At 42.5% G+C, this 26,479-nt stretch carries 13 protein-coding genes; 3 read left to right on the forward strand and 10 right to left on the reverse strand.

Annotation, left to right across the window (positions count from 1 at the left end; all coding sequences use genetic code 11):
- Position 1 precedes the first annotated feature (1 nt).
- The 3 genes from ACPUEN_RS13425 to ACPUEN_RS13435 form a co-directional block, all read right to left on the reverse strand.
- Positions 2-1,084, reverse strand: coding sequence for an efflux RND transporter periplasmic adaptor subunit (locus ACPUEN_RS13425; protein ID WP_425636413.1), 1,083 nt, complete (start codon positions 1,082-1,084; stop codon positions 2-4).
- A gap of 17 nt (positions 1,085-1,101) precedes the next feature.
- Positions 1,102-1,887, reverse strand: coding sequence for an alpha/beta fold hydrolase (locus tag ACPUEN_RS13430; protein WP_425636414.1), 786 nt, complete (start codon positions 1,885-1,887; stop codon positions 1,102-1,104).
- Between the two features lie 489 nt (positions 1,888-2,376).
- Entirely contained in the window at positions 2,377-5,718 is a 3,342-nt protein-coding gene (locus ACPUEN_RS13435; RefSeq protein ID WP_425636415.1) for a carboxypeptidase regulatory-like domain-containing protein, read from the reverse strand.
- A gap of 345 nt (positions 5,719-6,063) precedes the next feature.
- On the opposite strand from ACPUEN_RS13435, the gene ACPUEN_RS13440 reads away from it, so the two are divergent.
- Positions 6,064-6,759, forward strand: a complete 696-nt coding sequence (locus ACPUEN_RS13440; RefSeq protein WP_425636416.1) for a lysoplasmalogenase — start codon at positions 6,064-6,066, stop codon at positions 6,757-6,759.
- Positions 6,760-6,997: 238 nt separating this feature from the next.
- On the opposite strand, the gene ACPUEN_RS13445 is transcribed toward ACPUEN_RS13440, so the two are convergent.
- From ACPUEN_RS13445 to aspS, 3 genes are all read right to left on the reverse strand, one after another.
- Positions 6,998-8,521, reverse strand: coding sequence for an amidase (locus tag ACPUEN_RS13445; protein ID WP_425636417.1), 1,524 nt, complete (start codon positions 8,519-8,521; stop codon positions 6,998-7,000).
- A gap of 264 nt (positions 8,522-8,785) precedes the next feature.
- Positions 8,786-9,595, reverse strand: coding sequence for a DUF4349 domain-containing protein (locus tag ACPUEN_RS13450; protein WP_425636418.1), 810 nt, complete (start codon positions 9,593-9,595; stop codon positions 8,786-8,788).
- 408 nt (positions 9,596-10,003) lie between these two features.
- On the reverse strand, positions 10,004-11,758 hold the full coding sequence (aspS, locus tag ACPUEN_RS13455; protein ID WP_425636419.1) for an aspartate--tRNA ligase: 1,755 nt from the start codon (positions 11,756-11,758) through the stop codon (positions 10,004-10,006).
- A 477-nt stretch (positions 11,759-12,235) separates the two neighbouring features.
- Here aspS and ACPUEN_RS13460 point away from each other — a divergent pair, with 477 nt between their 5' ends.
- Both ACPUEN_RS13460 and rluF read left to right on the forward strand, forming a co-directional pair.
- Positions 12,236-13,543, forward strand: a complete 1,308-nt coding sequence (locus tag ACPUEN_RS13460) for a peptidoglycan DD-metalloendopeptidase family protein (RefSeq protein ID WP_425636420.1) — start codon at positions 12,236-12,238, stop codon at positions 13,541-13,543.
- Between the two features lie 212 nt (positions 13,544-13,755).
- Entirely contained in the window at positions 13,756-14,487 is a 732-nt protein-coding gene (gene rluF / locus ACPUEN_RS13465; protein ID WP_425636421.1) for a 23S rRNA pseudouridine(2604) synthase RluF, read from the forward strand.
- Positions 14,488-14,770: 283 nt separating this feature from the next.
- On the opposite strand, the gene ACPUEN_RS13470 is transcribed toward rluF, so the two are convergent.
- The 4 genes from ACPUEN_RS13470 to ACPUEN_RS13485 all read right to left on the reverse strand — a co-directional run bounded on the left by ACPUEN_RS13470 (position 14,771) and on the right by ACPUEN_RS13485 (position 26,290).
- Entirely contained in the window at positions 14,771-15,622 is an 852-nt protein-coding gene (locus ACPUEN_RS13470) for a glycoside hydrolase family 16 protein (protein WP_425636422.1), read from the reverse strand.
- Positions 15,623-15,887: 265 nt separating this feature from the next.
- Positions 15,888-18,293 carry an OmpA family protein gene (locus ACPUEN_RS13475; protein ID WP_425636423.1) on the reverse strand — a complete coding sequence of 802 codons (2,406 nt, stop codon included), beginning with the start codon at positions 18,291-18,293 and terminating at the stop codon, positions 15,888-15,890.
- Between the two features lie 2 nt (positions 18,294-18,295).
- Positions 18,296-19,270 carry a PorP/SprF family type IX secretion system membrane protein gene (locus ACPUEN_RS13480; protein ID WP_425636424.1) on the reverse strand — a complete coding sequence of 325 codons (975 nt, stop codon included), beginning with the start codon at positions 19,268-19,270 and terminating at the stop codon, positions 18,296-18,298.
- Positions 19,271-19,306: 36 nt separating this feature from the next.
- The gene (locus ACPUEN_RS13485) at positions 19,307-26,290 is read right to left on the reverse strand and encodes a DUF7507 domain-containing protein (RefSeq protein ID WP_425636426.1); all 6,984 of its coding nucleotides are present in this window, start codon (positions 26,288-26,290) and stop codon (positions 19,307-19,309) included.
- Positions 26,291-26,479: the final 189 nt, after the last annotated feature.

Consider the following 26,479-nt stretch of genomic DNA (forward strand, 5'->3'; position numbering starts at 1 on the left):
GTTAGTTGATTTGTGTGAATTCAACAGGCGTTCCCGTCCTTGCTTGCAATACACCTGTGGTGAGTACCAGATCTCCTACTTCCAAACCACTCGTGATCTGAACTTGCGTATCTGTACGAGTACCAATCTCCACCGTACGTTCCACGGCTTTGTTATCGGCACCAACTACGAAAACTTTATAGCCTTGCAATTCAGGCACTACTGACTCAGATGGCACCATAAGGGCATCTTCAGTTTCTCCTAATACAAAACGAATCCTTACAAACATTCCAGGTAAATATTTCCGGTCTTTATTTGGACTTTCTGCTCTTAATTTCAATGTACGAGTAGCAGCATCTATCTGTGGCTCAAAAGCGTAGACTTTCCCAATCATTTCCTCAGGTGAAGATTCGTTCGAAAAGTAAATTGGAGATCCAACAGTGACCTGATTGGCATAGCGCTCGGGAATAGAAAACTCAATTTTGATTGGATCTATATTTACGAAGTTTGCGATTACATCATTAGTACCGATTACCGAACCTTCACTCACTTGTCTCAAGCCCAAAATCCCATTAAAGGGGGCTCTGATGATCGTTTTTGAAAGCTGTGCCTCCACCAATTTCAAATCAGAAAGGGTCGTGTTATATTCATTGAGCACGATATCGTACTCTTCCTGACTAATAGCTTCGCGTGCTAAAAGTTGTTTTTGTCTATTCTCTTGAGTTTCAAAAAGCTTCTGAGTAAACTGAAGACGCTGGAATTGAGCTTGGAGTTCATCGTCGTTCAGGTAAAGTAAGGGAGTTCCTTTACTCACATATTGACCTTCCTTGAAGGAAATTTTAGTGACTAACCCAGTGATCTCAGTACGTAGATCTACTGACTCATTTGGCATAATAGTACCAGTAATGGAAAGTTGATTTCTTAAGGTCTCACGCTGAAGCTTTACTACTTTTACTTGCAGATTAGATGGTGTACCAGGACCCGCACCCACCGACGCGACACCTGTATCATTGCTTTTGCGAGTGTCCATTCTTGGGTAGAAATATGCAACAGCTGCAATCACGATAACTGCAATGATCAATATGGCTTTAGTTTGCTTCTTCATTGAGAAAAATAATGTGCTTAATTGTGTTGATTTTGAATAAATGCCAGCGAAAGTTTATTGAATTCCTCAGGTCTTTCCACGTTCACTACGTGTCCGCATTTTTTCAAAATATTCAGTACTGAGCTTTTATGAGTTTTGATAATCTTTTTAACTGGTTCCAAAAACATAACATCCTGATCTCCCATCACATAGAGAGTCGGGATACCAAGGTCAGATTCCTTAAAATATTTCAAGAGTGGATTAATATCCTTAGTCAATTGAAACCAGCGAATAAATTCCTTCTGACAAAGTTTTTGAGCTTCACGGACAAACAAATTTCTAGATTCTACATGCTGCTTCCGAGGTAAGATTATAAACGCAAATAATCTATAAAGCCACATATAAGGGATCACACGCTTAAATGCGTTGCCTAATGAAACCAATATCCTTGATTGCGCGGTGAGCCGGGTTATAGCTCCTGCCAAGACAAGTGATTTCACTCTCCACTGCTCTAGCTCTGCCAATTGCCGAACAATTATCGTCCCCAAAGACACCCCCATGAAATGAGCCGGAGGAGTTTTCAAATGATCCAGAACCTCAATTACATCATTAGTGACTCCCGTAAAGGTATATTCCTCATTATAAATCTGCTGTGGAAGGTCGGCTGACTTGCCATGCCCACGAAGATCAATAAGTAAAAGGTTATACTTCTCCCTGAAATCTTTTAGCTGCTTAAACCAAACCGCAGACGATCCTCCAGCACCATGTATAAACACGACCCATTCCTTACTCACTGAATGAGAAAATATTTTATAATACAACATGGTAGCTTAACTTTTAGGACCTGCTTAAGGTTGTCAGAATACAAAAATAACTTAGTAAATACAGGAAAAAGTAACAAAACATACTGAAGGCAAATCTTTGCCACCAATGGAGGAAAATGAGGATACTTAATTTAAAAATACCCAAGATCAAACAAGATATCGGGTATTTGGGATTGGGTAAAATAGGATTTAGCCTAAAGCTGCCAACCCACCTTAGTTTGAATAAAATAATCCAGTGTGGCTGATCCAGCGACTGGCTGATTATCATAGTTTATTGTTATCCCCAATTCTCAAAGCTCAACCTCTGAAACCATGGCCAATTTAAAAGCATAATTGTAATCGTGCTGAATGCACTTAACCTACTTACCCACTGGTTCTTCTTTCATAACATTACTTTTTGCGTAACGCTATTTTAAGACAGGACACAAGTATAAAAGAAAAAAGCACCCCATTTCTGAGGTGCTTTCACAATTATAAGACTTCTTATTCTTAGAAGATATATCTCAAACCTATCTGCATACTCCAGGTAGTAGAGAAGTTACTTACATTCTGATAAGGAGAAGTTGGCAACTGACCAGAAACTTGGTTCATGACATAGTTAGGATTTGCACTAACAGCACCAGAGCGAGAAAGAAGATTCTGAGCTCCGTTAGTTCTCTGCTGAATTCCCCAGTCTTTGTTCAATAAGTTACCGAAGTTCACTACGTCCAAACTTACTTGAAGTGTGTTTCTTTTCTCACCGATATTTGTGAAGATATCTTGAAGCACTCTCACATCAAATCTACTTAACCAAGGCTGAACGATCGCATTTCTAGGAACATACCCACCTCTGTACTGCTCAAGATCATTTTCAGCTACATACTGATCGAAGGCAGCTCTTTGCTGTTGAGCAGTGTAAACTACATTGCCATTAGATACAATATCCACAAAGTTGAAATCAGCAGTACTTGCTGGAATGTATAGCAGGTCCGCATTGATACCATCACCATTTAGATCATTCCCATAAGTGTAAGATAGTCTACCTTGATTTTCACCTGTGTAATACACACCAATAGTAGTTGCTAGGAAGTTTGCGTATTCCACTCTATAGCTCATGTTTGCAACTACTCTATTTGGTAGCGCAAAATCTGAGATATTCAAACGCTGATCGTTTGGAGAGTTGATGTTTGGAGATGCTCCCCAAGCAGAACTTGCACTAGATCCAGAATTAGAACTAACCTCTTTTGCAGCAGAGTAAGTATAAAATAAACTTCCTGAGAAGCCATTGTATTCAGGAACTGACAAACCGATAGTTGCACTTACAGCATGACCTTTTATATCGGTGTTAGTCAAGATAGTTGCATTATTAGCACCCAATGCTGAATTATAAGCTACGCTGGTACCAGGCAATACAACCTCTCTGTTGTCACCAGCACTATTCATAGTATTTGTAGAAATAGTTCTGTTTGCTCCGAATTGGAACACGCCATTTATATCTTTAGTGTAAAGGAGATCAGCAGTCAACATAAATGGAGAATCACCTAACTGGTAATCAGCTCCTAAACTAGATCTCCATACCATTGGCATTCTGAAATCGGTATCAACCAAAGCAAAAGAGTTTGGCGCTCCTTGAGTTGGATTCTTGATGAATACGTTTTCAGCACCTTGAGGAGGGTTTTCTACATAATAGTATTTCTCAGGCTGGAAATTTACATTCCCAATCCAACCAGCAACATCATTATAGCTACCAGGTTCAACTGTGTTTTGAAGAACACCTGCTCCAGTTGGCATATTTGTTAACCATACGAATGGCACTCTACCAGAGAAAATACCAGTACCACCTCTTACGATCAGGCTTCTATCACCCATTACGTCATAGTTGAATCCGAACCTTGGAGACAACATCACACGTGATTTAGGCCAGCTACCAGAATCGTAATTTTTTGGTTGATATTCTGTATCTAATAAAGTAAGATCGTTGATCGCCTCATTTGGAGTAAGGTCATTCAAATAAATTGGTAATTCAGCTCTTAAACCTAGCGTTAAAGTCAATTGATCATTAACAGCGAATTTGTCTTGAGCATATAAAGAGGCCAAACCAAAGTTAACTCTAGCATAAGTCTCTTGTCCTTCATACGGGTAAGTCAAACCGAACATGATTGGAGCTACCTCATTTGGAGTACCTGTAGTCAAGAAGTCTTCAACAGAAGCATATCTATAATAGGAAGTACCCATTCTTACGAATGAGTTACCAAATTTTTGTATCTCAAAAGCAGCACCTGCAGTCACTGTGTGGCGACCTTCTGTATAAGTTAAATTGTTGATGAATGAGAAGTTATCATTGATCACATCGTTGTTATAAGAGAATAACTCAGTACCAAAAGACATGTAGTTAGCGTTTCCATCACCTCTTCCACCACCATCCCAAATATCCACCATAGGGAATTCAGCGCCTGGAGTAGTTCTGGTATCTTGGATCTTGGAGTAAGTAGCCAAAAACTGGTTAGAGATCTTAGGGCTAAAATAAGAGTTCAATTCAGCAGTAACCGATCTTACAGAGTTTTCGAAACCATAAGCGGCGTTTTCAAAAGCCATAGAGTTTTGACTAACTCTTTGTGCTGAACCTGGAGTCCTTGGTCTTGGACCAGAAGATCCGTTAGTTATTTGAGGAGAAGTGCCCACTACTTGGTTGTATCTTACAGCAAGCTTATGTTTATCACTGATATTCCAGTCAATTCTAGCCAAAAACTTAGTGCTTGCTTGCTTTGCTTCATTCGCAAATCCTTGGTATCTACCTGGATCATATCCCCACTGATTGATCAAATGACTTTGCACAGCTTCAAGATCAGTTACTGTAGTTCTTGCAATGTTATTATCAGGATCAGCAACACCATTTGTAGATGCTTTCCAAAGGTTAGCTCCAGAAGCGTTAGCTCCAGTGTTCACTTCTCTTTCAGCATTTACGAAGAAGAACAATTTGTTTTGGATGATAGGTCCGCCAAGTCTAAAACCAAAATTATTGGTAGCAGCTTCTGTTGCCTCTAGTTCAGTCTCACCAATTTTCTTGCCTTGCAAGTCCTGATTTTTATTGAAATAGTAAGCAGAACCAGTAAATGTATTTGTACCACTACGAGTTACCGCATTGATACCAGCTCCTGTAAAACCAGATTGCGTTACATCAAACGGTGCAATGTTTACAGAGATTTGCTCGATTGCATCCAAAGAAATCGGCTGAGAACTTCCACCAGGAAGTGGGTTGCTGCTCAGACCAAAGCCGTTATTAAAATTAGCCCCATCTACTTGAAGGTTGTTATATCTAGAGTCACGACCAGCGAAAGAAGTACCATTTGCTTGTGGTGTCAATCGGGTAAATTCTGTGACAGATCTGTTGATCTGAGGAAGATCAGTCAACTGCTTAGTAGAGATACTAGTGGAAGTACCTGTTTTGTTGGAATCAAATTCTGACGATTTAGACGCGGAAACGATTACCTCGCCAAGTTCTGTACTATCATCGTTTAGCGTTACCGAAAGTGCAAAAGGCTCTCCTAGTCTAAGCACCACGTTGTTATAAGATGCAGCTTGGAATCCAATAAAGCTAACCTGAATGGTGTAAGGCCCACCAATTCTCATATTAGGAATGGTAAAGCGGCCGTCTAAGTTTGTGACAGCACCATAACGCGTACCTGAAGGCACGTGTGTTGCAACAACATTTGCGCCGGGAAGTGTTTCTCCCTGTGCGTCAACTACTAGCCCTACAACAGAACTGGTAGTCACTTGTGCTTGGGATACACCGATAGTGGCAATGACCACCAATACGAGTGAAACCAAACTTTTAAGTAAATTTTTCCTCATAATTTGTACGATTTTATATAAACTGGTTTGAAATTATTCCCTACAAAGGTAAATTCACCCGCGCTGAACTGCGGGTACATACCGTTAAGTTTTTCGATACAAATTTCACTAATTTTAACTATTTCTTAACATAGAGAGGTGAATAAAATTCTGCTAAAAGTCTAAAAAGATTTGTTTCGCATTCTTTCTACCCAGAAAAGTAGGCTTATTTTAGAATAAAATTTCAGAAAACCCCCGATTTACTGAAAACTGGAAAATGAGCTGTTATCGATAATATATTTTGAATAAGTTGATAACTCAAATAAAAATTACGTCTATTAAAAATTACTCAAAATTATCCTTCACTTGAAAAAGAAAAATGTCCTTTGGCTTTACCTGTTTTTATTCGCGACTTTAGTCGATTTAGCCTTTATTATTGAGCAAAAAATAGAGCTGAGATTTTTTTCCAAACCTCTGATTATTTTGGGGTTAATTGGGTATTTCTACCAAATTACCAAACCAATTTCCTCTACTTTACTATCCAAATCTATTTTAGGAGCTTTGATTTTCTCCCTACTTGGAGATATCCTACTATTATGGGATCACCTATTCATCTATGGAATCGGAGCTTTTCTGCTTGCCCATGTCTGTTATATCATTGGATTCAAGGTCGCTCAAAAAGCTCCGGAATCTCTTCTTAATGTGAATTTTGTAAAAACCTTCTTTGTCAATCTCCCAATTTATTTTTTGGCAGCCTTCACATTCTACATGATCAATCCGAATCTTGGCGCATTGAAGATTCCTGTGATTGTCTACATTATTACGATTGTGAGCATGGTGACTACAGCCAGAGAGCGATATGGCAAGTGCAATCCAGCCTCCTTTTGGCAGGTTTTCATTGGAGCTAGTCTTTTCTTTATTTCCGATGGTTTGATCGCTTTGGATAAATTCTATCTTCCAATTCAGGATGCTGGCATTCTGATTATGGGCACATATGCTATCGCCCAGTTGATGATAGTCATGGGCATAAGATCGCATATAATCCAGCCAACTTTAAGCTAACTTAGGACAATGAGACAATTAAAAGAATTAAGAATAATACTCAGCTATTTCGAATTTCCACAGGCTATTTAATGGCAAAATTGAAATTATTGACCTTGGCAGACCAAACTGGAAAGAAAACCGGCTTGAAGTCGTTATGATCGACAAGAAATTAATAATTAAACTTTTATGATTCTGATCCATTAGAAATAAATCAGCAATCGAAACTCCAATTGCACCTAATGGCTAGTAGTTATTCTTAAAGTTTCGGAGCCACTCTATGTTTAGTGCCTTGCTCGTAGCTGTAGGTCAGTCGTATCAATGTTGGCTCAGCATACATTCTGCCAAGAAACTGAAGGCCAGCAGGAAGATTTCCTGAGCTAAAGCCCATCGGCACAGTGAAGGCAGGCTGACCTGTAGCAGGAGAAATAATCTGGGAATTGTCACCTCGATATTCTTCTTGGAATTGATCAATCTTCGCAGGAAGGTTATTCCAGGATGGGTAGACCAATGCATCTAGTTTTAAGGAATCCATAGTCTTCTCAATCGCTTCGCGAAAAGCAACTCTGCGCTCATCCTCATAGGCATTTCCACATGGGATTTCTGGGTTTCCTCTGCGAAAAGAATCTCCTCGGAAGGAACTTATCCGCTGTCGTGCAAAATCCGATTTGGTTCCTACCCGAATCACATCCTCCAAATTCCTCATTGTATCCCTTTTGACATAGGTTTGAAGAAAATCTTCCAAATCTTCTCGAAAAGCATGACACCATTGATCTTGCCTCAACTCATCGAAATTTGGAACCGCGACTGAGTCAACAATCACGGCTCCCAAACTTTCCATGTCTTTTAAAGCCTGATTAAAAAGTGTTGAGATCTCAGGATCTGGATCCTGCTCACTTAGCGTTCTAAATACGCCAATTCGTGCTCCTTTCAAACCATCTTTATCGAGATATTGGATGTAATCAGTCTCAGCATTTCCTTCGGAATAGGAAGTCAAAGGATCTTTCGGATCAATTCCCACCATCGCCTGAAGCGTTCTGGTAGCATCTTCAACTGTCTTACACATAGGTCCAACGACGTCATTTCGAAGATAAAGTGGGACAATCCCTTCCCTACTCACCAGTCCAAGTGTACTTCTGAATCCAACCAAGGAATTATGTGAGGAAGGTCCTCGAATGGAATTACCAGTATCTGTTCCAAGTCCGATAGTTCCAAGGTTTGCAGCCACTGAAGCACCTGTTCCTCCGCTTGATCCTGCAGGCACGTAGTTTAAATTATATGGATTTCGGGTAGTTCCAGCTGTAGAGCTTTCGGAATGCATGGGAGAAAATGCCCATTCTGCCATATTTGATTTCGCAATGATAATTGCACCCGCATCCTCTAGTTTCTGTATGATAAATGCATCTGTCTCTGGATAGAAATCTGCCAAAGCCAGTGAACCTGCAGTTGTCGGCATACCAACTGTATTGATATTATCCTTCACGATCATGGGAATGCCATGAAGCGGACGGAGAATTCCGGTATTGTGATATTCAGCATCCAAGGCTTTTGCAATTCCCAGTGCTTTTGGGTTTACAATTGTCAATGCATTGATTTTAGGATTTATGGAATCTATGCGAGCCAGGTAGGCTTGGACTAGCGTTTCGGAGGTCATTACACCCGAAGCATATAGCTCGTGGATTCTCTCAATCGAAAGCTCTTCAAGATCAAGCTGAAATTCTCTTTTCTCTGGAAGGCAGCCTGCAAAAAGAAGGAGAACTAGGAAGGTGCGTATCCATTTCATCTGTTTATAATTGTTTTTTAGCAGTCATATGGAATGCCCTGAATAAACATTTCCCTGAGTGAGAAGCCATTCTCATGGGCATTTCATCTGTTTATAATTTGATTTTTATAGGCCACATAGCCTGTCCCGATTTTTCTTCGGGGGAATCTCGCAGCGATTATAATCATGCCAGTGTGTGACATTTTAGTCATGCTCGATTTCATCGGGGAAGTTAAAATAGTTTTACATAAAGTCTAGCACTCATTCTTCAAATTTGACTTGAGGTTATTTTACTGGAGGGGGAGTTTTCTTTTTTCTCAGTAGAAAAAATAGAAGTGCTGCCATAGCTAGAAAAAATGGCCAAAGATTAACTAGGAATATCACAAACCATTGGAGATTTTTCCAGCCATTTTTGACTCCTTCCCTTAGCTTAGAAATGAACCCAAAGGCTTTTTCTGATTCCTGATAGAAAGTGACATGCAGCGTGCTTAGGCTTACCCGATTTTGAAGGTAGTTTATTCGGCCTTGAAGTGATTCTATATCTCCTCTCACAGTGGCTAACTCTCTTTCTAGTCCGAGAACTTCCTCCAGATTTTTCGCTTGTTGCAATAATTCAGTGTACCGCTTTTCCAACTCTTTTTTGGCGTTAAGCCTAGCCTCTACATCAATGTATTGTTCCGTCACATCTTCATTGCTACTTGTAGCGTTATCAATTTTCAACGCATGTAGATTTATCTTTTCATTCAATAAATCAAAGTTTTCCGAAGGTACTCTGATCGTCATACTTTTCTCGGTACGTTCTCCGTAGGCATTTTTAGATTCCATGGAAATAAAACCATTAAGTTCCTTCACCTCTTTTCTCAAAAACGTCTCAGTCTCCAAGATATCTCCACACTTAAAGTTAATGCTGCCTTCGCGAATAACTTTTCGCTCTGTGAACTCGGTAGGAGGCTGGCTTGATGCCATTTGGTCTGAGCCTTCAAGTTCTGAATAATTGGATACTTCAGCTAGGTAATCTGTAGATACTCCAGAATTACCACAGGCTGCAATCACGAAGAGCAGTAAAAGATGAATTTGATAAATGACTAGTTTCATAGCGGAAATGATTGTTATACTCTAACGAAAAGTATTTAAAAATAAGCTAGCCAAAGCGCATTACTTATAATAAATAGTTTTGATAACTAAAGAAATTAGAAATACTCAGCGAACGCATCGTGCAGCTAAATTTCCTTCGATTCGTTAAAAATCAGCTATTTCCATTTGCTGATAATCTACCAGGAATTCTATCCTATCGAAACTTATAGTAAATGGAAGTTAGGAATTGAGTGGAGACATCTTGACAGCTAGAAAATTAATCGAGCTTAAACAACCTAAAAACCAATCAAAAAAAGCTGCCTCATCTCTGAAACAGCTTTTTTTGCCTAGGTCGGTGTCCTTACCTACCGAAATGAATTTATGTTAAGGTCTGTGGGGACACCGCCCACGGAATATAATATTTTGCCTTTACGATTTTACCGCCAATTGTATGGACAATTCCTTCAATTGCTCGTCAGCGATACTGCTAGGAGAATCGATCATCACATCTCTTCCGGAATTGTTTTTAGGGAAGGCGATGTAATCTCTGATCGAGTCGGAACCACCGAAAATCGCACACAATCTATCGAAACCAAAGGCAATTCCTCCATGTGGTGGCGCTCCATATTCAAAGGCTTCCATGAGGAATCCGAATTGTTTTTGCGCTTCTTCTTCAGAGAAACCTAAGTGCTTGAACATCAATTGCTGAGTAGCTCTATCGTGAATACGTATGGAACCACCGCCTATTTCGACGCCATTAATTACCAAATCGTAAGCATTTGCTCTTACAGCTCCTGGATCGGTATCCAGCAAAGCAATGTCTTCTTTCTTCGGAGAAGTGAAGGGGTGGTGCATAGCATGGAATCTGGCAGTTTCCTCATCCCATTCCAACAATGGAAAATCCATGACCCAAAGTGGTTTGAAAACTGTGCGATCACGAAGTCCAAGATCCTCTCCCATTTTCAGACGAAGCTCAGAAAGTTGCTTGCGCACTTTATCCGCATCTCCGCTTAGGATCAACATCAGATCACCCTGAGTTGCTCCAAATGCATCTGCCCAATCCTGAAGATCATCGGCAGAATAGAACTTATCCACGGTAGATTTGATGGTCCCGTCTGCATTGTATTTGGCGTAAACCATGCCTTTAGCTCCGATCTGAGGGCGCTTCACCCAGTCAGTCAGCGCATCCAATTGCTTACGGGTATACTCAGCAGCACCTTTGGCACAGATCCCAACTACCAATTCTGCTTGGTCAAAAATGCTGAATCCTTTGCCTTGAGCCAATTCATTCAGCTCAACAAACTTCATATCAAAACGTACATCCGGCTTATCATTACCATAAAATTTCATGGCATCGGCGTAAGTCATTCGCTTCACTTCTTCCAGCTCAACGCCCTTTACATTTTTAAAAAGATGCTTGGTCAAGCCTTCAAACGTATTTAGGATATCTTCCTGATCTACGAAAGCCATTTCACAATCAATCTGAGTAAACTCAGGCTGACGATCTGCTCTCAAATCTTCATCACGGAAACACTTCACAATCTGGAAATATCGATCAAAACCTGACACCATCAACAATTGCTTGAAAGTCTGTGGTGACTGCGGTAATGCGTAAAATTCACCTGGATTGGTACGGCTAGGAACCACAAAGTCACGTGCTCCTTCTGGAGTTGACTTAATCAAAACAGGCGTTTCCACCTCTATAAAGTCCTGCGCATCCATGTATTTGCGAGTCTCCTGCATCATTTTGTGACGCAGTTGAAGTTTCTCGCGAACTACATTTCTACGAAGATCCAGATATCTATATTTCATTCGGAGCTCATCGCCTCCGTCTGTCTCATCTTCAATGATAAACGGAGGAACTTTCGCGGCATTCAACACTTCAAGTGAAGTCACTTTGATTTCGATAGAACCCGTTGGAATCTTATCGTTTTTGGAAGTTCGCTCAATTACTTTTCCGGTTGCTTGAACGACAAACTCACGCCCAAGCTCTGCCGCTTTCTCCAACAATGCTTTTTCACTGGAATCCTCTTCAAAAATCAATTGGGTCAAACCATAACGATCGCGAAGATCGACCCAGATAAGTCCTCCTTTATTTCTCACCCGCTGAACCCAGCCGGCAAGCGTTACTTCTTGATTTACATGATCCAGGCGTAGTTCGCCACAAGTATGCGTTCTCAGCATGTTATTTTAGTTTTTTTTGGGAGGTCAAAGATAAAGAAATGACCGTGAGAACACACGAATCATTGAAGGATTAGCAGTTATTTCAGTGATTTCCTTCCATTTTTCCCGAAAAACCCCTCTATTCTTTATGAAAAGTGAAATAAGAAGGAAGCCTTGTGATTTATGTAGCTATCTACAATTTGATCAGTAATCATTATAAAATACTCGCACCTCAACTTCGCTAGGTGGCCTGATGGCTAGTTCTTGAGCAGGAAGGGGAAAGTGCGGCGTGGCCTAGCGAAGTCTAGGAAGTTTGGTAGCCCTTTTAAACTTTAATAAATGCCCAAAACATATTTATAAAAAATAACAGCATTTTTTCATCGTTGGTATGATAGTTGAAACGGTGCGAGCGAAAGGTTTATACCCCAAGTCTTGGATAAAAAGCCCTTTTTTGCCTTATTGAGATAAATTTCACCTCCCCCAAATAGAAATAGATTAATGAAAAAGACCTGGATAGGAATTGCTGCACTCGTTATCACCATTGGTGCAGCATCTTCACTCCAATTTTTCGACCTGCCTTTTCAGAAAGAAAAGGAAGCTGAGATCGTAGAACCGCCGCTTATTGATTCTCTTGAAAATCAGGTGTTTCTCTACGGAATCAACGTAACTGGGTTGAATATTGTAGAAGGCACAGTGAGTAAAAATCAGACTTTAGGGTCAATCCTAGCACCTTTCAACGTCCCCTACCAGATTATCGATCAAATCGCGAAGAAGTCAAAGGAGATTTTTGACGTGAGAGGAATAGCAGCAAACAGGAAATTCACGGTAGTCACTCCTGCTGATTCAGCTCAGGCAGCATTTTTTATCTACGAGCCAAATCCAGCAGAATATGTAGTCTTCAATTTGGACTCGATTGACATTTATAAAGCTGAAAAGCCTGCAGAATTCAGAACCAAAGAAGCTGGCGGAATTATCAATTCCAATCTCTCGGCTGATATGACCGGTCTCGGAATCACCTATGATATTATCGATCAGTTTGCTGATTTGTATGGTTGGTCTATTGATTTTGGAGCCTTGCAAAAAGGCGACAAGTTCAAGGTTTCCTACCAAGAAAAAGTGATTGACGGAGTTGTTGTGGGAGTTTCGGATATTCAAACGGCATTTTTTGAGCACAAAGGAACTCCATATTATGCAATTCCTTTTGAGCAAAATGGCGAAATCGCCTTCTTCGACCAAAATGGTGACAGCTTCAAAAAAGCATTCCTGAGAGATCCTTTGAAATACTCAAGAATCAGTTCTAGGTATAGTTTAAAAAGATTTCACCCAGTTCAAAAACGTTACAAAGCACATTTAGGGACAGATTACGCAGCTCCTACTGGTACAGAAATCAGATCAGTAGGTGAGGGGACAATTACCGATGCACGCTACTCCTCTGCAAATGGCAATTATGTAAAAATCAAGCACAACGGCACCTATACTACGCAATACCTGCACATGTCTAAAATCGCAAAAGGCATAAAACCAGGAACACGCATCAAGCAAGGTCAGGTAATTGGTTATGTGGGGAGCACCGGCTTGGCTACTGGACCACATCTTTGCTTTAGATTTTGGAAAAATGGCAAGCAGGAAGATTGGTTGAGAGAGAAGATTCCACCTTCTGAGCCTATTTCATCAGCAAACAAACTTGCTTTTGAATCTACCAAAGCAGAATATATGGAAAGACTGGCAACGATTATTATTCCAGGTGAGCCTGAAATTTTGGTAGCGGAGACTCCGAAGCCAGTTATCCCAGTTAAAAGCGAGTAGGTTTCAAATACATCATTTCAAAAGCGCAGGTCTTCGGATTTGCGCTTTTTTTGTTTTGTAACACAAAGTGCACAAATGTTTCGCAGAGGACCCAACTCATTTGGATTTGAGTGATTCAAATAATCCAGTCGCGCTCTATGCGTTACCCTCCAGGCCCTCAGTGGTAAATATCTATTATGTAACTTGCAACTCAAATTCATTTTCGATTTCCAGTGGGAGAAGAACAATACATACGAATCAATAAATACCTAAGTGAAGTTGGCTTTTGCTCCAGACGAGCCGCAGACAAATTGTTGGAAGAAGGCCGGATCACCATCAACGGAAAAGTACCTGAACTTGGTACTAAAGTAGGCCCAAGCGATGTGGTGGCAGTTGACGGAGAGTCAGTAGGAAAGCCAAAACAAGTGCATACCTATATCGCTTTTAATAAGCCGGTGGGAATTGTCAGCACGACTGATACGAAAGGGGAAAAAAATAATATTATAGATTATATTGGTCACTCACAGCGGATTTTCCCAATTGGAAGATTGGATAAAGACAGTGAAGGATTAATTTTTTTGACAAGTGAAGGTGATATTGTTAACAAGATTCTTCGTTCCAAAAACAACCACGAAAAAGAATACATCGTCACCGTTGATCGACCTGTGAATGATGAGTTCATCAAACTGATGGGAGCTGGAGTTCCTATTTTGGATACGGTAACTGATCCTTGCAAAGTAGAACGCATCAGCAAATTCAAGTTTCGAATCATCCTGAAGCAAGGCTTGAACAGGCAGATCCGTAGAATGTGCGAGCATTTTGGATTTAAAGTGGTTCAATTGAAACGAATCAGAATCATGAATGTGCACTTGGATATTCCAGTGGGAAAATGGCGAGACTTGACAGAAAAGGAGATGGCTGAAATCAACGAAATGGTTTCGGATAGTTCGAAGACTTTTGATTAAGGTTTTTATTCCACAGTGACCGCGGAGAGTTTCGCAAAGGACACAAAAGAAAACTACACTCCTTCATTATCCCTAAGTCTTGTACAAAACATTTCTTGCCTTAAGGCACAAACTATGGGTAAAAAGAAATTGACACCAAACTTGCCGTGCCTTTAGGTACGGCATTCTATTGAATTATAGCGCTGTATCTAGTGGGACAGCTGTCTGTTGTGATACTTCCCCACAAGCAGCATTATCCACCAAAAAAACTACTTCTGGAGAGATAGCTTAGCTAAAAACAAAACTACTTCTGATAAACCCGGACATAATCCACTACATATTCTCCTGGGAATTTAGAAAAAGTAGGATCACCACCATTATTGCCTCCAATGGCAAGGTTTAACAGGATATAATGAGGCTGGTGAAAGGGGTTAAAACCATCTGGGTTGACAGTTCTGGTAAGATCAACTTCATTGAGTAATTCATCATCTAAAAAGAGTTTTATGGAATCTTCGGTCCATTCCATTCTCCAGAAATGGAATTTACTTGGCCACTCAGGGTCATTTTGAAGAAAGTTTCTCAATGGGATTTTCGCGTCATCCCATTTGGCATTGTATTGTCCTTCATCGGCCCAGGCTGCATTGGCTAGGATAGTAGCTTCGCCTTTTACCCGGTAAAATTCCATCACATCTATCTCACCATTCGACGGCCAGGGCTTCGAAATTCCCAAAGTCCAAATCGCAGGCCACATACCTAAAGCTGTGTCTATCTTTGCCCTAACTTCCATGATGCCGTATTGGAATTCGTACTTCCCACGGGTATTGATACTGGAGGAGGTGTATTCTGCAAACTCTCGATTTTTTCGCCAATCGGTACTCTCAGCATCAAATTTCGTGTTTTTTACTTGTTCTCTGCGTCCTGTAATTACCAGCCTCCCATCTTCTACGATGGCATTTGGCTGCTGATACCATTGAAGTTCATTGTTTCTTACAAAGCCATTTTCAAATGACCATTTGTCTGCATTCACTTGACCATTAACATAAAATTCATCTTGCCAAACTAGTTTGTAGTCAGTTCCTCTCGTGTCGAATTGTGCCATCACCTTTTCTCCAATGACGAACGCGATAAAAAACAAGAAAAGTGCTTTATTGATCATTTCAAATGGTTTATTACCTAGTTTTTCCTAAGATAATTGAAAACACTTTTTAAAAGCCACCTATTAAAGATTTTAATAGAAGAATGTATATCTGTATTTATTGGTAATATTCTAAAAACATAGAGTGAACCATTACTTACAAAATGTAATTAATTAGATTTTCAAAAATTATAAAATAACCCTAATTCTTAGAAAAATTTAAACAAAAAAGAGTCCCACAAATGCGGGACTCTTTTTACATTTTACTATTCACATCAATAACGTATTACAGCGTATCAACTTTCTTTTTCCTGCCTGTATAGGTAAAGGATGTCTTGCCTACCCGAAGTTCGGTGCGTCTGTTCAACTGGTGCATCGCCTCAGTACAGGTAATTTCAGTACAGTCATTTATTGGCTTGGTTTCCCCAAACCAGGTTTCTTCCATTCTGTTGTCCTCAATACCTCTTTCTGTAAGGTATTTCTTCACTGCTTCTGCTCTGCGCTCAGATAGGGGTTTGTTGTATTCGTCCGAACCCCGTTGATCTGTATGCCCTTCTATGTACAGCATCAGGTTTGGCATACGCTTCAACATTATTGCTGTACGCTCAAGCTCTTTCTTGTGTACCGATCTCAACATCGACTTGTCAAAGTCAAAGTAGATGGTAGGAATTGCAGCAAGCTCTTTCTGGATATCTTCAAATAAAGACTCCGGATCACAGAAATTAAGATCTTTAAAGCTCTCAGGAATTTCATATTGCTTACTTGGATCTGGGAAGGCTTCCAAGATGAGTTCTGACCTTCTGTTCATCTGATGATTTGCTTCACTACATGGCTTACCATTTCCACAATCATTCACCAATTCCTGCTCTCCAAACCATTCCAGTCTGATTCTATCGGCAGATATGTTATGCTGTGCCATGTACTCGGTCACTGCTTTTGCTCTGTTGTTGGAAAGAATAATGTTGTACTCGTCACTTGCTCTTGAGTCTGTGTGCGAAGCGACTAGTAGATCCAGGAATGGATATTTGTTCATCATTTCTCCAAGCTTATCCAAGGCCGGTTTTGCATCATCCCTGATCTTGAACTTATCCAGGTCATAATACACGATATCCACATAAACCGGCAACTGGTAAGGAATAGCGATCAATGTATACTCTCTTTTTACCGTGTCGCCTTCAAAACCCTTCGTAGTAATACTCTCGTCAGTCACACTGAAGTATCCAGGCTTCGAAATCACGATACCAAAGTCACTGTCCGGCTCAAGTTCCGCAAGAAGCTCACCTGTATCACCACGAGTAGTCTGTACGTTTCCATTTTGGGTTTTATCCCTTAATGTAGCCATGTAGCTGGAACTGATTACCAGTCCCTCACAATCAATCACTCTTGCCAAGAATTGCTTATATACATCCTGAACTGTGTAAATATCATCCAGTCCCTGGCCTCCCTTTCTATTGGAAGATAGGTATACTTCTTCTTTGCCATCTTCATCTAAAACTACACGATAGGCAAAGTCATCAGCTAAGGAGTTAATCGGCATGCCCATATTCTGTACATTGCTAAATTGGGTAGCTGTATAATCAGACTGGAATACATCCATACCTCCCACCCCAGGATGTCCCGTGGAGCTAAAGTAGAATTTATCACCCTTCCTGAAGGCATGTGATTCATTGCCGGAAGTATTGATGGTAGCGCCCAGGTTGACCGGAGCTCCAAAAGTCATGTCCGCATCATACGTGGCATAATACAGGTCTGTCCCACCCATTCCACCAGGCATATCCGAAGTGAAATACAAGCGCTTGGCTTCCTCATCCACATAGGGGTTCATTACTGCATAGCGTAAGGAGTCATTGAACGGTACCGCGGAGAATCCTTCCATTGTACCGTCTTCATTTAACTTGCTGTAGTAAATCTCCGGCTGAACAACGATGTCATCACGCTTGCGTACTTTCTTGATGTCTCTGGTTACCGAATAGAACAGCATTCCCTGCCCTTTGTCGTAACTTGGATCTGAAAAGTTGTATGTACCTGGCACATTTGAAACTAACTCAGTTACATTGCCTTCCGAATCTTGCTTATAGACCGAAAAATATTCCCGGTCTGTGAAATCACTTTTCTCATCACTGAAATATTTATTCTTGGCGTCAAACCTCAAACTTGGCATCTCACTGGGATAGCTCCCTCCCCGGTCTGACACAAAATATTTGTTTCCATTGGTGTCTACCGCCAAGTCAAAATCTGAACCGGCGGAGTTCAGCCCTTCAGCTGGCTCCAGCTTAACTTTTCGCTTACTCTTCAAAGTCAATAATTTAGCTACATCCAAACTGTCAGCTGATACTCCTTTTGCTTCAATGATACTTACTGCCTCATCAAAATTATCTGTCAGCTGAGCCGCTCTAAGAAACTGGGTATAATCCGAATTAGTCGCTTCATCATAGCCAACCGTGGTTTTCCACCACTCGTACGACTTATCATAATCACGAATCACATCTTCTGCCCCGGCTACTTTTTTGGCCGTAGCATACGTTGGCTTATTCGCATAAGCCTGCTCATACACTTCCAAAGCATGCGTATAGTTCATCAGCTCCATCTGCTTGTCTGCATAACGGATCTTGCTCTTCTGCGCCTCTGTAACTCCTACTGATCCAAAGATCATGGCTGCGGTAATACTGAGTATTGTAACTGTCTTTTTCATAATCAGAACCATCTTTGGTTTTTCATTACTGCGGTTTTTGGAGTGATGTAGTAACCTACAGATAGCTCATGGGAGTTGTTTCTGTAGTTGCTCAGCACATTCAGGTTGTGGTCATAGGCGTAGCCTAATCTTAAACGCTTGGTCGCGTAGATCTCAACAATCGCCGCAACTGCATTTCGATTATTCAGATTCTCCTGCAAATTGTCATTCCAGATCTTCATGTTACTCCGGTAGGATCCACCCACCCAAATCCGCTCTGCAAATAAAAACATCGCGTTCAGATCGTAGTTGGTAGGAGCTCCCTTCACTTCCTTGATCAGGAAGCTCGGCTTGAATTTTACCGTCTCCCCAAAATCAAAGATGGCTCCGGCGGTAAGGTAAAAATGAAAGTCATGGTAGGCCAGAGCCACATCCTCATTTTCCAGTGCTTTCCTCCCTATCATGTTGTACACACTAAATCCGGCATAGAAGTTATTCGTGTTGAAAAACAAACCTGTATTCAGGTTCGGGGTGGTCAGGTTGATCCTCCCGTCCGGAATTTCACTATCAGGCCAGTCATTCGGATCCAGCTCGCTGCCGTCTATCGAGTACTGCGAAAAGCCTGCACTCACTCCCAATCCCAGGTAACTGTTCGTCCCGGTCTGTATTCTGTAGGCATACGTCAACAAGCCCCCGGTGGTCCTGGTAGGACCCACCTTGTCGTTCAGAAACGATACCCCGAATCCCATCGTCCCTTCGTTCGCGGATAAATCCGCTGTCACCGTGAAGGTCTCAGGGGCTCCCGGGAAGTTAACCCACTGGCTGCGGTAGGTAGACTGTATATAGCCCTCCTGCTTGTAGCCTGCATACCCCGGATTAATGTGCAACCCGTTAAAGATATACTGGCTGAACTGCGGAAGCTGCTGCCCAAAAGTCCCTCCGGTGGCCAGTATGGCCACCAGAAAGGTCATTCCAATGATTTTAAAAGTAGTTTTCATATGCTGTCTATTTTCTTCCTGTCCGTAGACCAATGATTAGTCTTTAATTACCTGTATCCAACCTTTGAACTCATGCCTCTGCCCCGATGAATCAACTCCTGTCAATACATAGAAGTAAGTACCTGCTGTCTGACCCGGAGCATTCCAGTCATTCCTGTAATTCTCCTGCTCCAGAACATGGTCACCGTATCTGTTAAAGATTGTGATCTCAGTGCTTACAAATATATTAATCCCTTCGATTTCAAACGTATCGTTGTCGCCGTCTCCATTTGGAGTGATCACATTCGGTATATGGAATGGCTTGATCACATTCACATCGTCATCCTGATTATTGGTTTCATCCGTGTCATCTTCATCAGATCCGACTATTACTGTATTGGTGATCGTGCCCGGAGTTACTGCTTTCACCCTCACTCGTATAGTGATCGTAGCCCCGGCTTCCATTGCCGGAATTGTCCATGTGATGGCGCTTCCCGATACGTTACCGTTTACTGTGGCATTTGTGGTATTACTTGTAACAGTATTGCTGATGTAGCTCACCCCATTAGGTAGGTTATCAGTCACCACCACATTCGTCGCAGGAGTATCCCCGTTACTGATGACGATCTCGTACTCAAACTCATCCCCTTCAAAGATCTCTGCCTCAAAAGACGTCTTGGTCACACTCAGATCCACCTCATCGTTTTGCAGTCTGAACACTACTAAAGCATCATCGCTGTTAGATGGGTTGGCAACCTCACGAAGCGTATACTTCAAGGTGTATTCTCTAGCCTCATTCACCCCTGGAATCAGACTTAGCTCACCATTCTCATCGATCAGTAAACCTATCACTCCGTCCAGCTCGGTGAATTCGAAGTCAACATCCGCATCATCTGGCCTTACTCCATTCAATAAATCATTATCAAGGATGTTACCCAGTCTACCGCCATAGCTTAGGAAGTAAGTCCCGAAGTCATCGTCGTTGGCTATGATTGGCCTGATATCCGCTCCTACTGTTACAGAATCTTCTTCCTCTAGCTCATCTCCAGTTGGTGTCTGAGCTTTAACTGTCGCCACGTTCAATACTGATCCACCGTCCAGGTCTTCCTGAGTCACAGTGTAGGCTGTCTCAAAGCTAACCGATTCTCCGGCCTCAAGAACGTCAACTGTTTCTTCCAATCCTGTAAGTGGATCATTTACTGTTATGGATGTCAAGGTTGCATCTCCGGTATTAGTCACCGTAATCGTATAGGTGACAACTTCTCCTACTGAACTGATCGTCGATTTATCTGCCGTCTTCTCAATTGCTATCGTACAGCTGTTGATAGTCAAGGTCACCGGAGTTCTGCTTGAGCTTTCACAACCCGCAACAGGGTTCAGCGAAGCTGCATAGTACGTGATACTTCCTTCTTCAGCCAAGATTGGATTCTCTACCCTTTCTCCTCCTGTTGGTGCGTTGTACCACACCACTTCAAATCCTTCGTCCGCTGTTGCTGTAGCAGTAAGTATTACCTCTTCCAATGAACATACTGACTGGTCTCCTCCGCTTTGCGGTGCCACAGGTGTAACCGGTTGTGGATCTACCGTTACAGGAGTACCTGAACTCACACATCCTGCCCCAGACTGAACAGTTACTGTATAGTTCCCTGATGCTACACCATTAAAGATGTTAGAAGCCTGGTAAGTCTGTCCGTTGATTGAATAAGTCACCCCATCAACCGGAGTCACGGTAATCGTTCCCGTTGCTACGTCGCAAGTAGGCTGAGTTACACTCGCTACAGGTGCAGATGGAGTCTCAGGCTGTGGATTCACCGTTACCGGAATACCTGAACTAACACATCCTGCCCCAGACTGAACAGTTACTGTATAGTTGCCTGGTGCTACACCACTAAAGATGTTAGAAGCCTGGTAAGTCTGGCCGTTGATTGAATAAGTCACCCCATCAACCGGAGTCACGGTAATCGTTCCCGTTGGTACATCGCAAGTAGGCTGAGTTACACTCGCTACAGGTTCAGATGGAGTCTCAGGCTGTGGGTTCACCGTTACCGGAGTACCTGAACTCACACATCCTGCCCCAGACTGAACAGTTACTGTATAGTTGCCTGGTGCTACACCACTAAAGATATTAGAAGCCTGGTAAGTTTGCCCGTTGATTGAATAAGTCACTCCATCAACCGGAGTCACGATAATCGTTCCTGTTGCTACATCGCAAGTAGGCTGAGTTACACTCGCTACAGGTGCAGATGGAGTCTCAGGCTGTGGATTCACCGTTACCGGAGTACCTGAACTAACGCATCCTGCCCCAGACTGAACAGTTACTGTATAGTTGCCTGGTGCTACACCACTAAAGATGTTAAAAGCCTGGTAAGTCTGGCCGTTGATTGAATATGTCATTCCATCAACCGGAGTCACCGTGATTGTTCCCGTTGCTACATCACAAGTAGGCTGGCTCACGCTTGCGACCGGGGCAGCTGGAGTAGCCGGCTGTGGATTAATTGTAACAATAGTGCCTTCGCTGATACACTCTCCATCGCCAAACCGTGCAAATACAAGATACTGACCAGAAATTAGATTGGTAAATAAACCAGTTTGATTATAATTTACTCCATCAATTGAGTATTCCACCCCTTCTACAATTTGAATTTGGAAAGATCCTGTTGAAATGTCGCAAGTTGGCTGAGTTATTCCAGAAACAACAGGAGCACTAGGTGTCTGTGGTTGTGGGTCCAAAGTAACCTGTAACCCATTACTAACGCACTCGCCATTTACAAATTTGGCAGTGATAGTATATGTTGCGGGACCAAGATTTCCAAAGAATCCAGTTTCAGTATAATTCACTCCGTCGATAGAATACTCTAGTCCCTCGGCAGTAACTACTTGAATTGAACCAGTTGGAGTCTCGCAATCAGACTGAATTACTTCTGCTAAAACTGGTGCCGATGGGGTTTCTGGCTGTTCATTTACTGTCACCGGACTACCTGGGCTTACGCAGCCTTCTGTAGACTGAACAGTAACTGTATAGTTACCTGATACTACACCAATAAAGATGTTAGAAGCCTGGTAAGTCTCTCCGTTGATTGAATATGTCACTCCATTAACCGGAGTCACGGTAATCGTACCCGTAGCTACATCGCAAGTAGGCTGGGTCACATTCGCTACAGGTGCTAAAACTTGGATAACTTCCACTACAGCAATATCACTTGTAACTTCTCCACACTCGCCAGTTACCACAATATAGTAATAAGTCGTGCCTGATTCGGCAGTCGATGGTAGATAGCTCGACCCTATCGCTCCCTCAATCGCTGTTCCTGTCGTATTGTTATTTTCAGTATTACTGTACCACTGGTAAGTCAACTCTCCAGTGCCAGAACCTGTTACGGTCAACGCATCCGCTACAGAATCAATGCAATAAGTGTCCCCTACCGGCTGTGTCGTGATCGCTGTCGCTGGTGTAACCTCTACGGCTACTACATTCGAAGTGGCTGAACCGCAGGTTTCGCTGGTCGCTACTGCATAATAGTAAGTTGTGCCTACCGCCTCAGTGGATGGAGTATATGTTGGTCCGTCTCCTACGAAAGTCCCGCCTGTATTGCTGTTCTCCTCATTGCTGAACCACTGGTAGGTTATCGTTCCTGTTCCCGATCCGGCAACTGTTAGAGCATCCGCTTCAGAATCAATGCAATAAGTGTCGCCTACCGGCTGTGTCGTGATCGCTGTCGCTGGTGTAACCTCTACGGCTACTACATTCGAAGTGGCTGAACCGCAGGTTTCGCTGGTCGCTACTGCATAATAGTAAGTTGTGCCTACCGCCTCAGTGGATGGAGTATATGTTGGTCCGTCTCCTACGAAAGTCCCGCCTGTATTGCTGTTCTCCTCATTGCTGAACCACTGGTAGGTTATCGTTCCTGTTCCCGATCCGGCAACTGTTAGAGCATCCGCTTCAGAATCAATGCAATAAGTATCCCCTACCGGCTGTGTCGTGATCGCTGTCGCTGGTGTAACCTCTACGGCTACTACATTCGAAGTGGCTGAACCGCAGGTTTCGCTGGTCGCTACTGCATAATAGTAAGTTGTGCCTACCGCCTCAGTGGATGGAGTATATGTTGGTCCGTCTCCTACGAAAGTCCCGCCTGTATTGCTGTTCTCCTCATTGCTGAACCACTGGTAGGTTATCGTTCCTGTTCCCGATCCGGCAACTGTTAGAGCATCCGCTTCAGAATCAATGCAATAAGTGTCGCCTACCGGCTGTGTCGTGATCGCTGTCGCTGGTGTAACCTCTACGGCTACTACATTCGAAGTGGCTGAACCGCAGGTTTCGCTGGTCGCTACTGCATAATAGTAAGTTGTGCCTACCGCCTCAGTGGATGGAGTATATGTTGGTCCGTCTCCTACGAAAGTCCCGCCTGTATTGCTGTTCTCCTCATTGCTGAACCACTGGTAGGTTATCGTTCCTGTTCCCGATCCGGCAACTGTTAGAGCATCCGCTTCAGAATCAATGCAATAAGTGTCGCCTACCGGCTGTGTCGTGATCGCTGTCGCTGGTGTAACCTCTACGGCTACTACATTCGAAGTGGCTGAACCGCAGGTTTCGCTGGTCGCTACTGCATAATAGTAAGTTGTGCCTACCGCCTCAGTGGATGGAGTATATGTTGGTCCGTCTCCTACGAAAGTCCCGCCTGTATTGCTGTTCTCCTCATTGCTGAACCACTGGTAGGTTATCGTTCCTGTTCCCGATCCGGCAACTGTTAGAGCATCCGCTTCAGAATCAATGCAATAAGTGTCGCCTACCGGCTGTGTCGTGATCGCTGTCGCTGGTGTAACCTCTACGGCTACTACATTCGAAGTGGCTGAACCGCAGGTTTCGCTGGTCGCTACTGCATAATAGTAAGTTGTGCCTACCGCCTCAGTGGATGGAGTATATGTTGGTCCGTCTCCTACGAAAGTCCCGCCTGTATTGCTGTTCTCCTCATTGCTGAACCACTGGTAGGTTATCGTTCCTGTTCCCGATCCGGCAACTGTTAGAGCATCCGCTTCAGAATCAATGCAATAAGTGTCGCCTACCGGCTGTGTCGTGATCGCTGTCGCTGGTGTAACCTCTACGGCTACTACATTCGAAGTGGCTGAACCGCAGGTTTCGCTGGTCGCTACTGCATAATAGTAAGTTGTGCCTACCGCCTCAGTGGATGGAGTATATGTTGGTCCGTCTCCTACGAAAGTCCCGCCTGTATTGCTGTTCTCCTCATTGCTGAACCACTGGTAGGTTATCGTTCCTGTTCCCGATCCGGCAACTGTTAGAGCATCCGCTTCAGAATCAATGCAATAAGTGTCGCCTACCGGCTGTGTCGTGATCGCTGTCGCTGGTGTAACCTCTACGGCTACTACATTCGAAGTGGCTGAACCGCAGGTTTCGCTGGTCGCTACTGCATAATAGTAAGTTGTGCCTACCGCCTCAGTGGATGGAGTATATGTTGGTCCGTCTCCTACGAAAGTCCCGCCTGTATTGCTGTTCTCCTCATTGCTGAACCACTGGTAGGTTATCGTTCCTGTTCCCGATCCGGCAACTGTTAGAGCATCCGCTTCAGAATCAATGCAATAAGTATCCCCTACCGGCTGTGTCGTGATCGCTGTCGCTGGTGTAACCTCTACGGCTACTACATTCGAAGTGGCTGAACCGCAGGTTTCGCTGGTCGCTACTGCATAATAGTAAGTTGTGCCTACCGCCTCAGTGGATGGAGTATATGTTGGTCCGTCTCCTACGAAAGTCCCGCCTGTATTGCTGTTCTCCTCATTGCTGAACCACTGGTAGGTTATCGTTCCTGTTCCCGATCCGGCAACTGTTAGAGCAGTCGCTTCAGAATCAATGCAATAAGTATCGCCTTCTGGCTGTATCGTGATCGCCGTCGCTGGAGTAATAGTCACCACAACTGGCTTGATCAGTTCGCAATTAGTGATCGGATTAGTTCCTTTAATGTAATATGTTCCTCCAACAACAACCGCATCTGGGTTATTTAATGGCTGAGTGGCTTGGTCATCTAACCAATAAGTATACGTTAAACCAGCTGATGATCCATTGGTCACAAACGCAGCTGTCAAATCCACAGTTCCTGGCAAACAAACAGCTGGGGGAGAATTGATTGTTAAAGCTATTGGGTCAAAAACTGTGACTGCAAATGTCTCCTCGTCCGAAATTCCAGAGTTAGATGAGGTTAGAGTAACATCATAAGTCCCCGCAGCAGCATAAGTATGAGTTGGGTTAATTTGGGTAGAAGTGTTTCCATCTCCGAAGTCCCAAAGATAAGTTGAAACAACCTCTGGATCACCTCCAGTACTCAGGTTGGTAAAGGCTACATTTCTATTGTCACAAAAAGTTTCAAATTCAAAATTTGCTACAATTGGAGTTTCAACAACAAATCCTTCTCCCTGAAAATCACATTGAGAATTTCCTGCTGAAGAAGGACAGGATTTATCATTTGGTTTAGCATTACCTGTAACCCAAGTTTGGTAAACGTTTTTAATTTCAACTTTATCTCCGTAGTTCCAAGTAAAGTCAGCAACCTTAATTTGTAATCCATTTGTGATGTTTATAGTATTACCATTACCATCCTCAACAACAATACATAAACCTTGTTGACCTTGGGACACATCATTTATTAGAAGATCATATTGAACGTGGAAATTATAACCCTGTCCACTCACTGCAAAGGTGACAAAAATATCCCCATCAATCGGAGTACCTAAAGGCGTACCATCAAGTTCAATAGGATCAAATGGTAGGCCCGTTAATGGATCCCTAAAGTCTACTGCTATAATTCGCAGGTTATTTTGTGGACATGATGGAGGATTATTTAGATCGATGTTAAACGGAGTAGCCGGATTAACTACAGCAGTTTGCCCAATAAGCTCTGAACTATTAAAAAATCCAAGCAAAAAGATTAATGGAAAAATTAACATAATCCGGAAATCAAATTTCCTTGCCACCCTTGCGAAAAATCCACTTGCTTGTGGGTGAGCGTTTAATTGACAATTGGATAAAGTGTCCATATCGTTAGTATTTAAAATTTCTCGAGTACTTAAAAATTAACCTCAGACCTTAAAAAGGCCATTATTAAGTTGTATAATACCTTATTTCAAAATAAAATTTTGCAATAAAGAAAAATCCAATATTTGAATTAATGTCTATTGAACCAGTTCTTGAACAGGATACACTATATGCAAATTCACATAAAATAC

The sequence above is a fragment of the Algoriphagus yeomjeoni genome (assembly GCF_049821175.1).
GTDB lineage: Bacteria > Bacteroidota > Bacteroidia > Cytophagales > Cyclobacteriaceae > Algoriphagus > Algoriphagus yeomjeoni_A.

Coding starts and splice junctions, on each gene's coding strand:
- ACPUEN_RS13435 (WP_425636415.1), bottom strand. CDS start 5,718: ATGAGGAAAAATTTACTTAAAAGTTTGGTTTCACTCGTATTGGTGGTC.
- ACPUEN_RS13425 (WP_425636413.1), bottom strand. CDS start 1,084: ATGAAGAAGCAAACTAAAGCCATATTGATCATTGCAGTTATCGTGATT.
- ACPUEN_RS13430 (WP_425636414.1), bottom strand. CDS start 1,887: ATGTTGTATTATAAAATATTTTCTCATTCAGTGAGTAAGGAATGGGTC.
- ACPUEN_RS13450 (WP_425636418.1), bottom strand. CDS start 9,595: ATGAAACTAGTCATTTATCAAATTCATCTTTTACTGCTCTTCGTGATT.
- ACPUEN_RS13460 (WP_425636420.1), top strand. CDS start 12,236: ATGAAAAAGACCTGGATAGGAATTGCTGCACTCGTTATCACCATTGGT.
- ACPUEN_RS13445 (WP_425636417.1), bottom strand. CDS start 8,521: ATGAAATGGATACGCACCTTCCTAGTTCTCCTTCTTTTTGCAGGCTGC.
- ACPUEN_RS13480 (WP_425636424.1), bottom strand. CDS start 19,270: ATGAAAACTACTTTTAAAATCATTGGAATGACCTTTCTGGTGGCCATA.
- ACPUEN_RS13475 (WP_425636423.1), bottom strand. CDS start 18,293: ATGAAAAAGACAGTTACAATACTCAGTATTACCGCAGCCATGATCTTT.
- ACPUEN_RS13485 (WP_425636426.1), bottom strand. CDS start 26,290: ATGGACACTTTATCCAATTGTCAATTAAACGCTCACCCACAAGCAAGT.
- ACPUEN_RS13470 (WP_425636422.1), bottom strand. CDS start 15,622: ATGATCAATAAAGCACTTTTCTTGTTTTTTATCGCGTTCGTCATTGGA.
- aspS (WP_425636419.1), bottom strand. CDS start 11,758: ATGCTGAGAACGCATACTTGTGGCGAACTACGCCTGGATCATGTAAAT.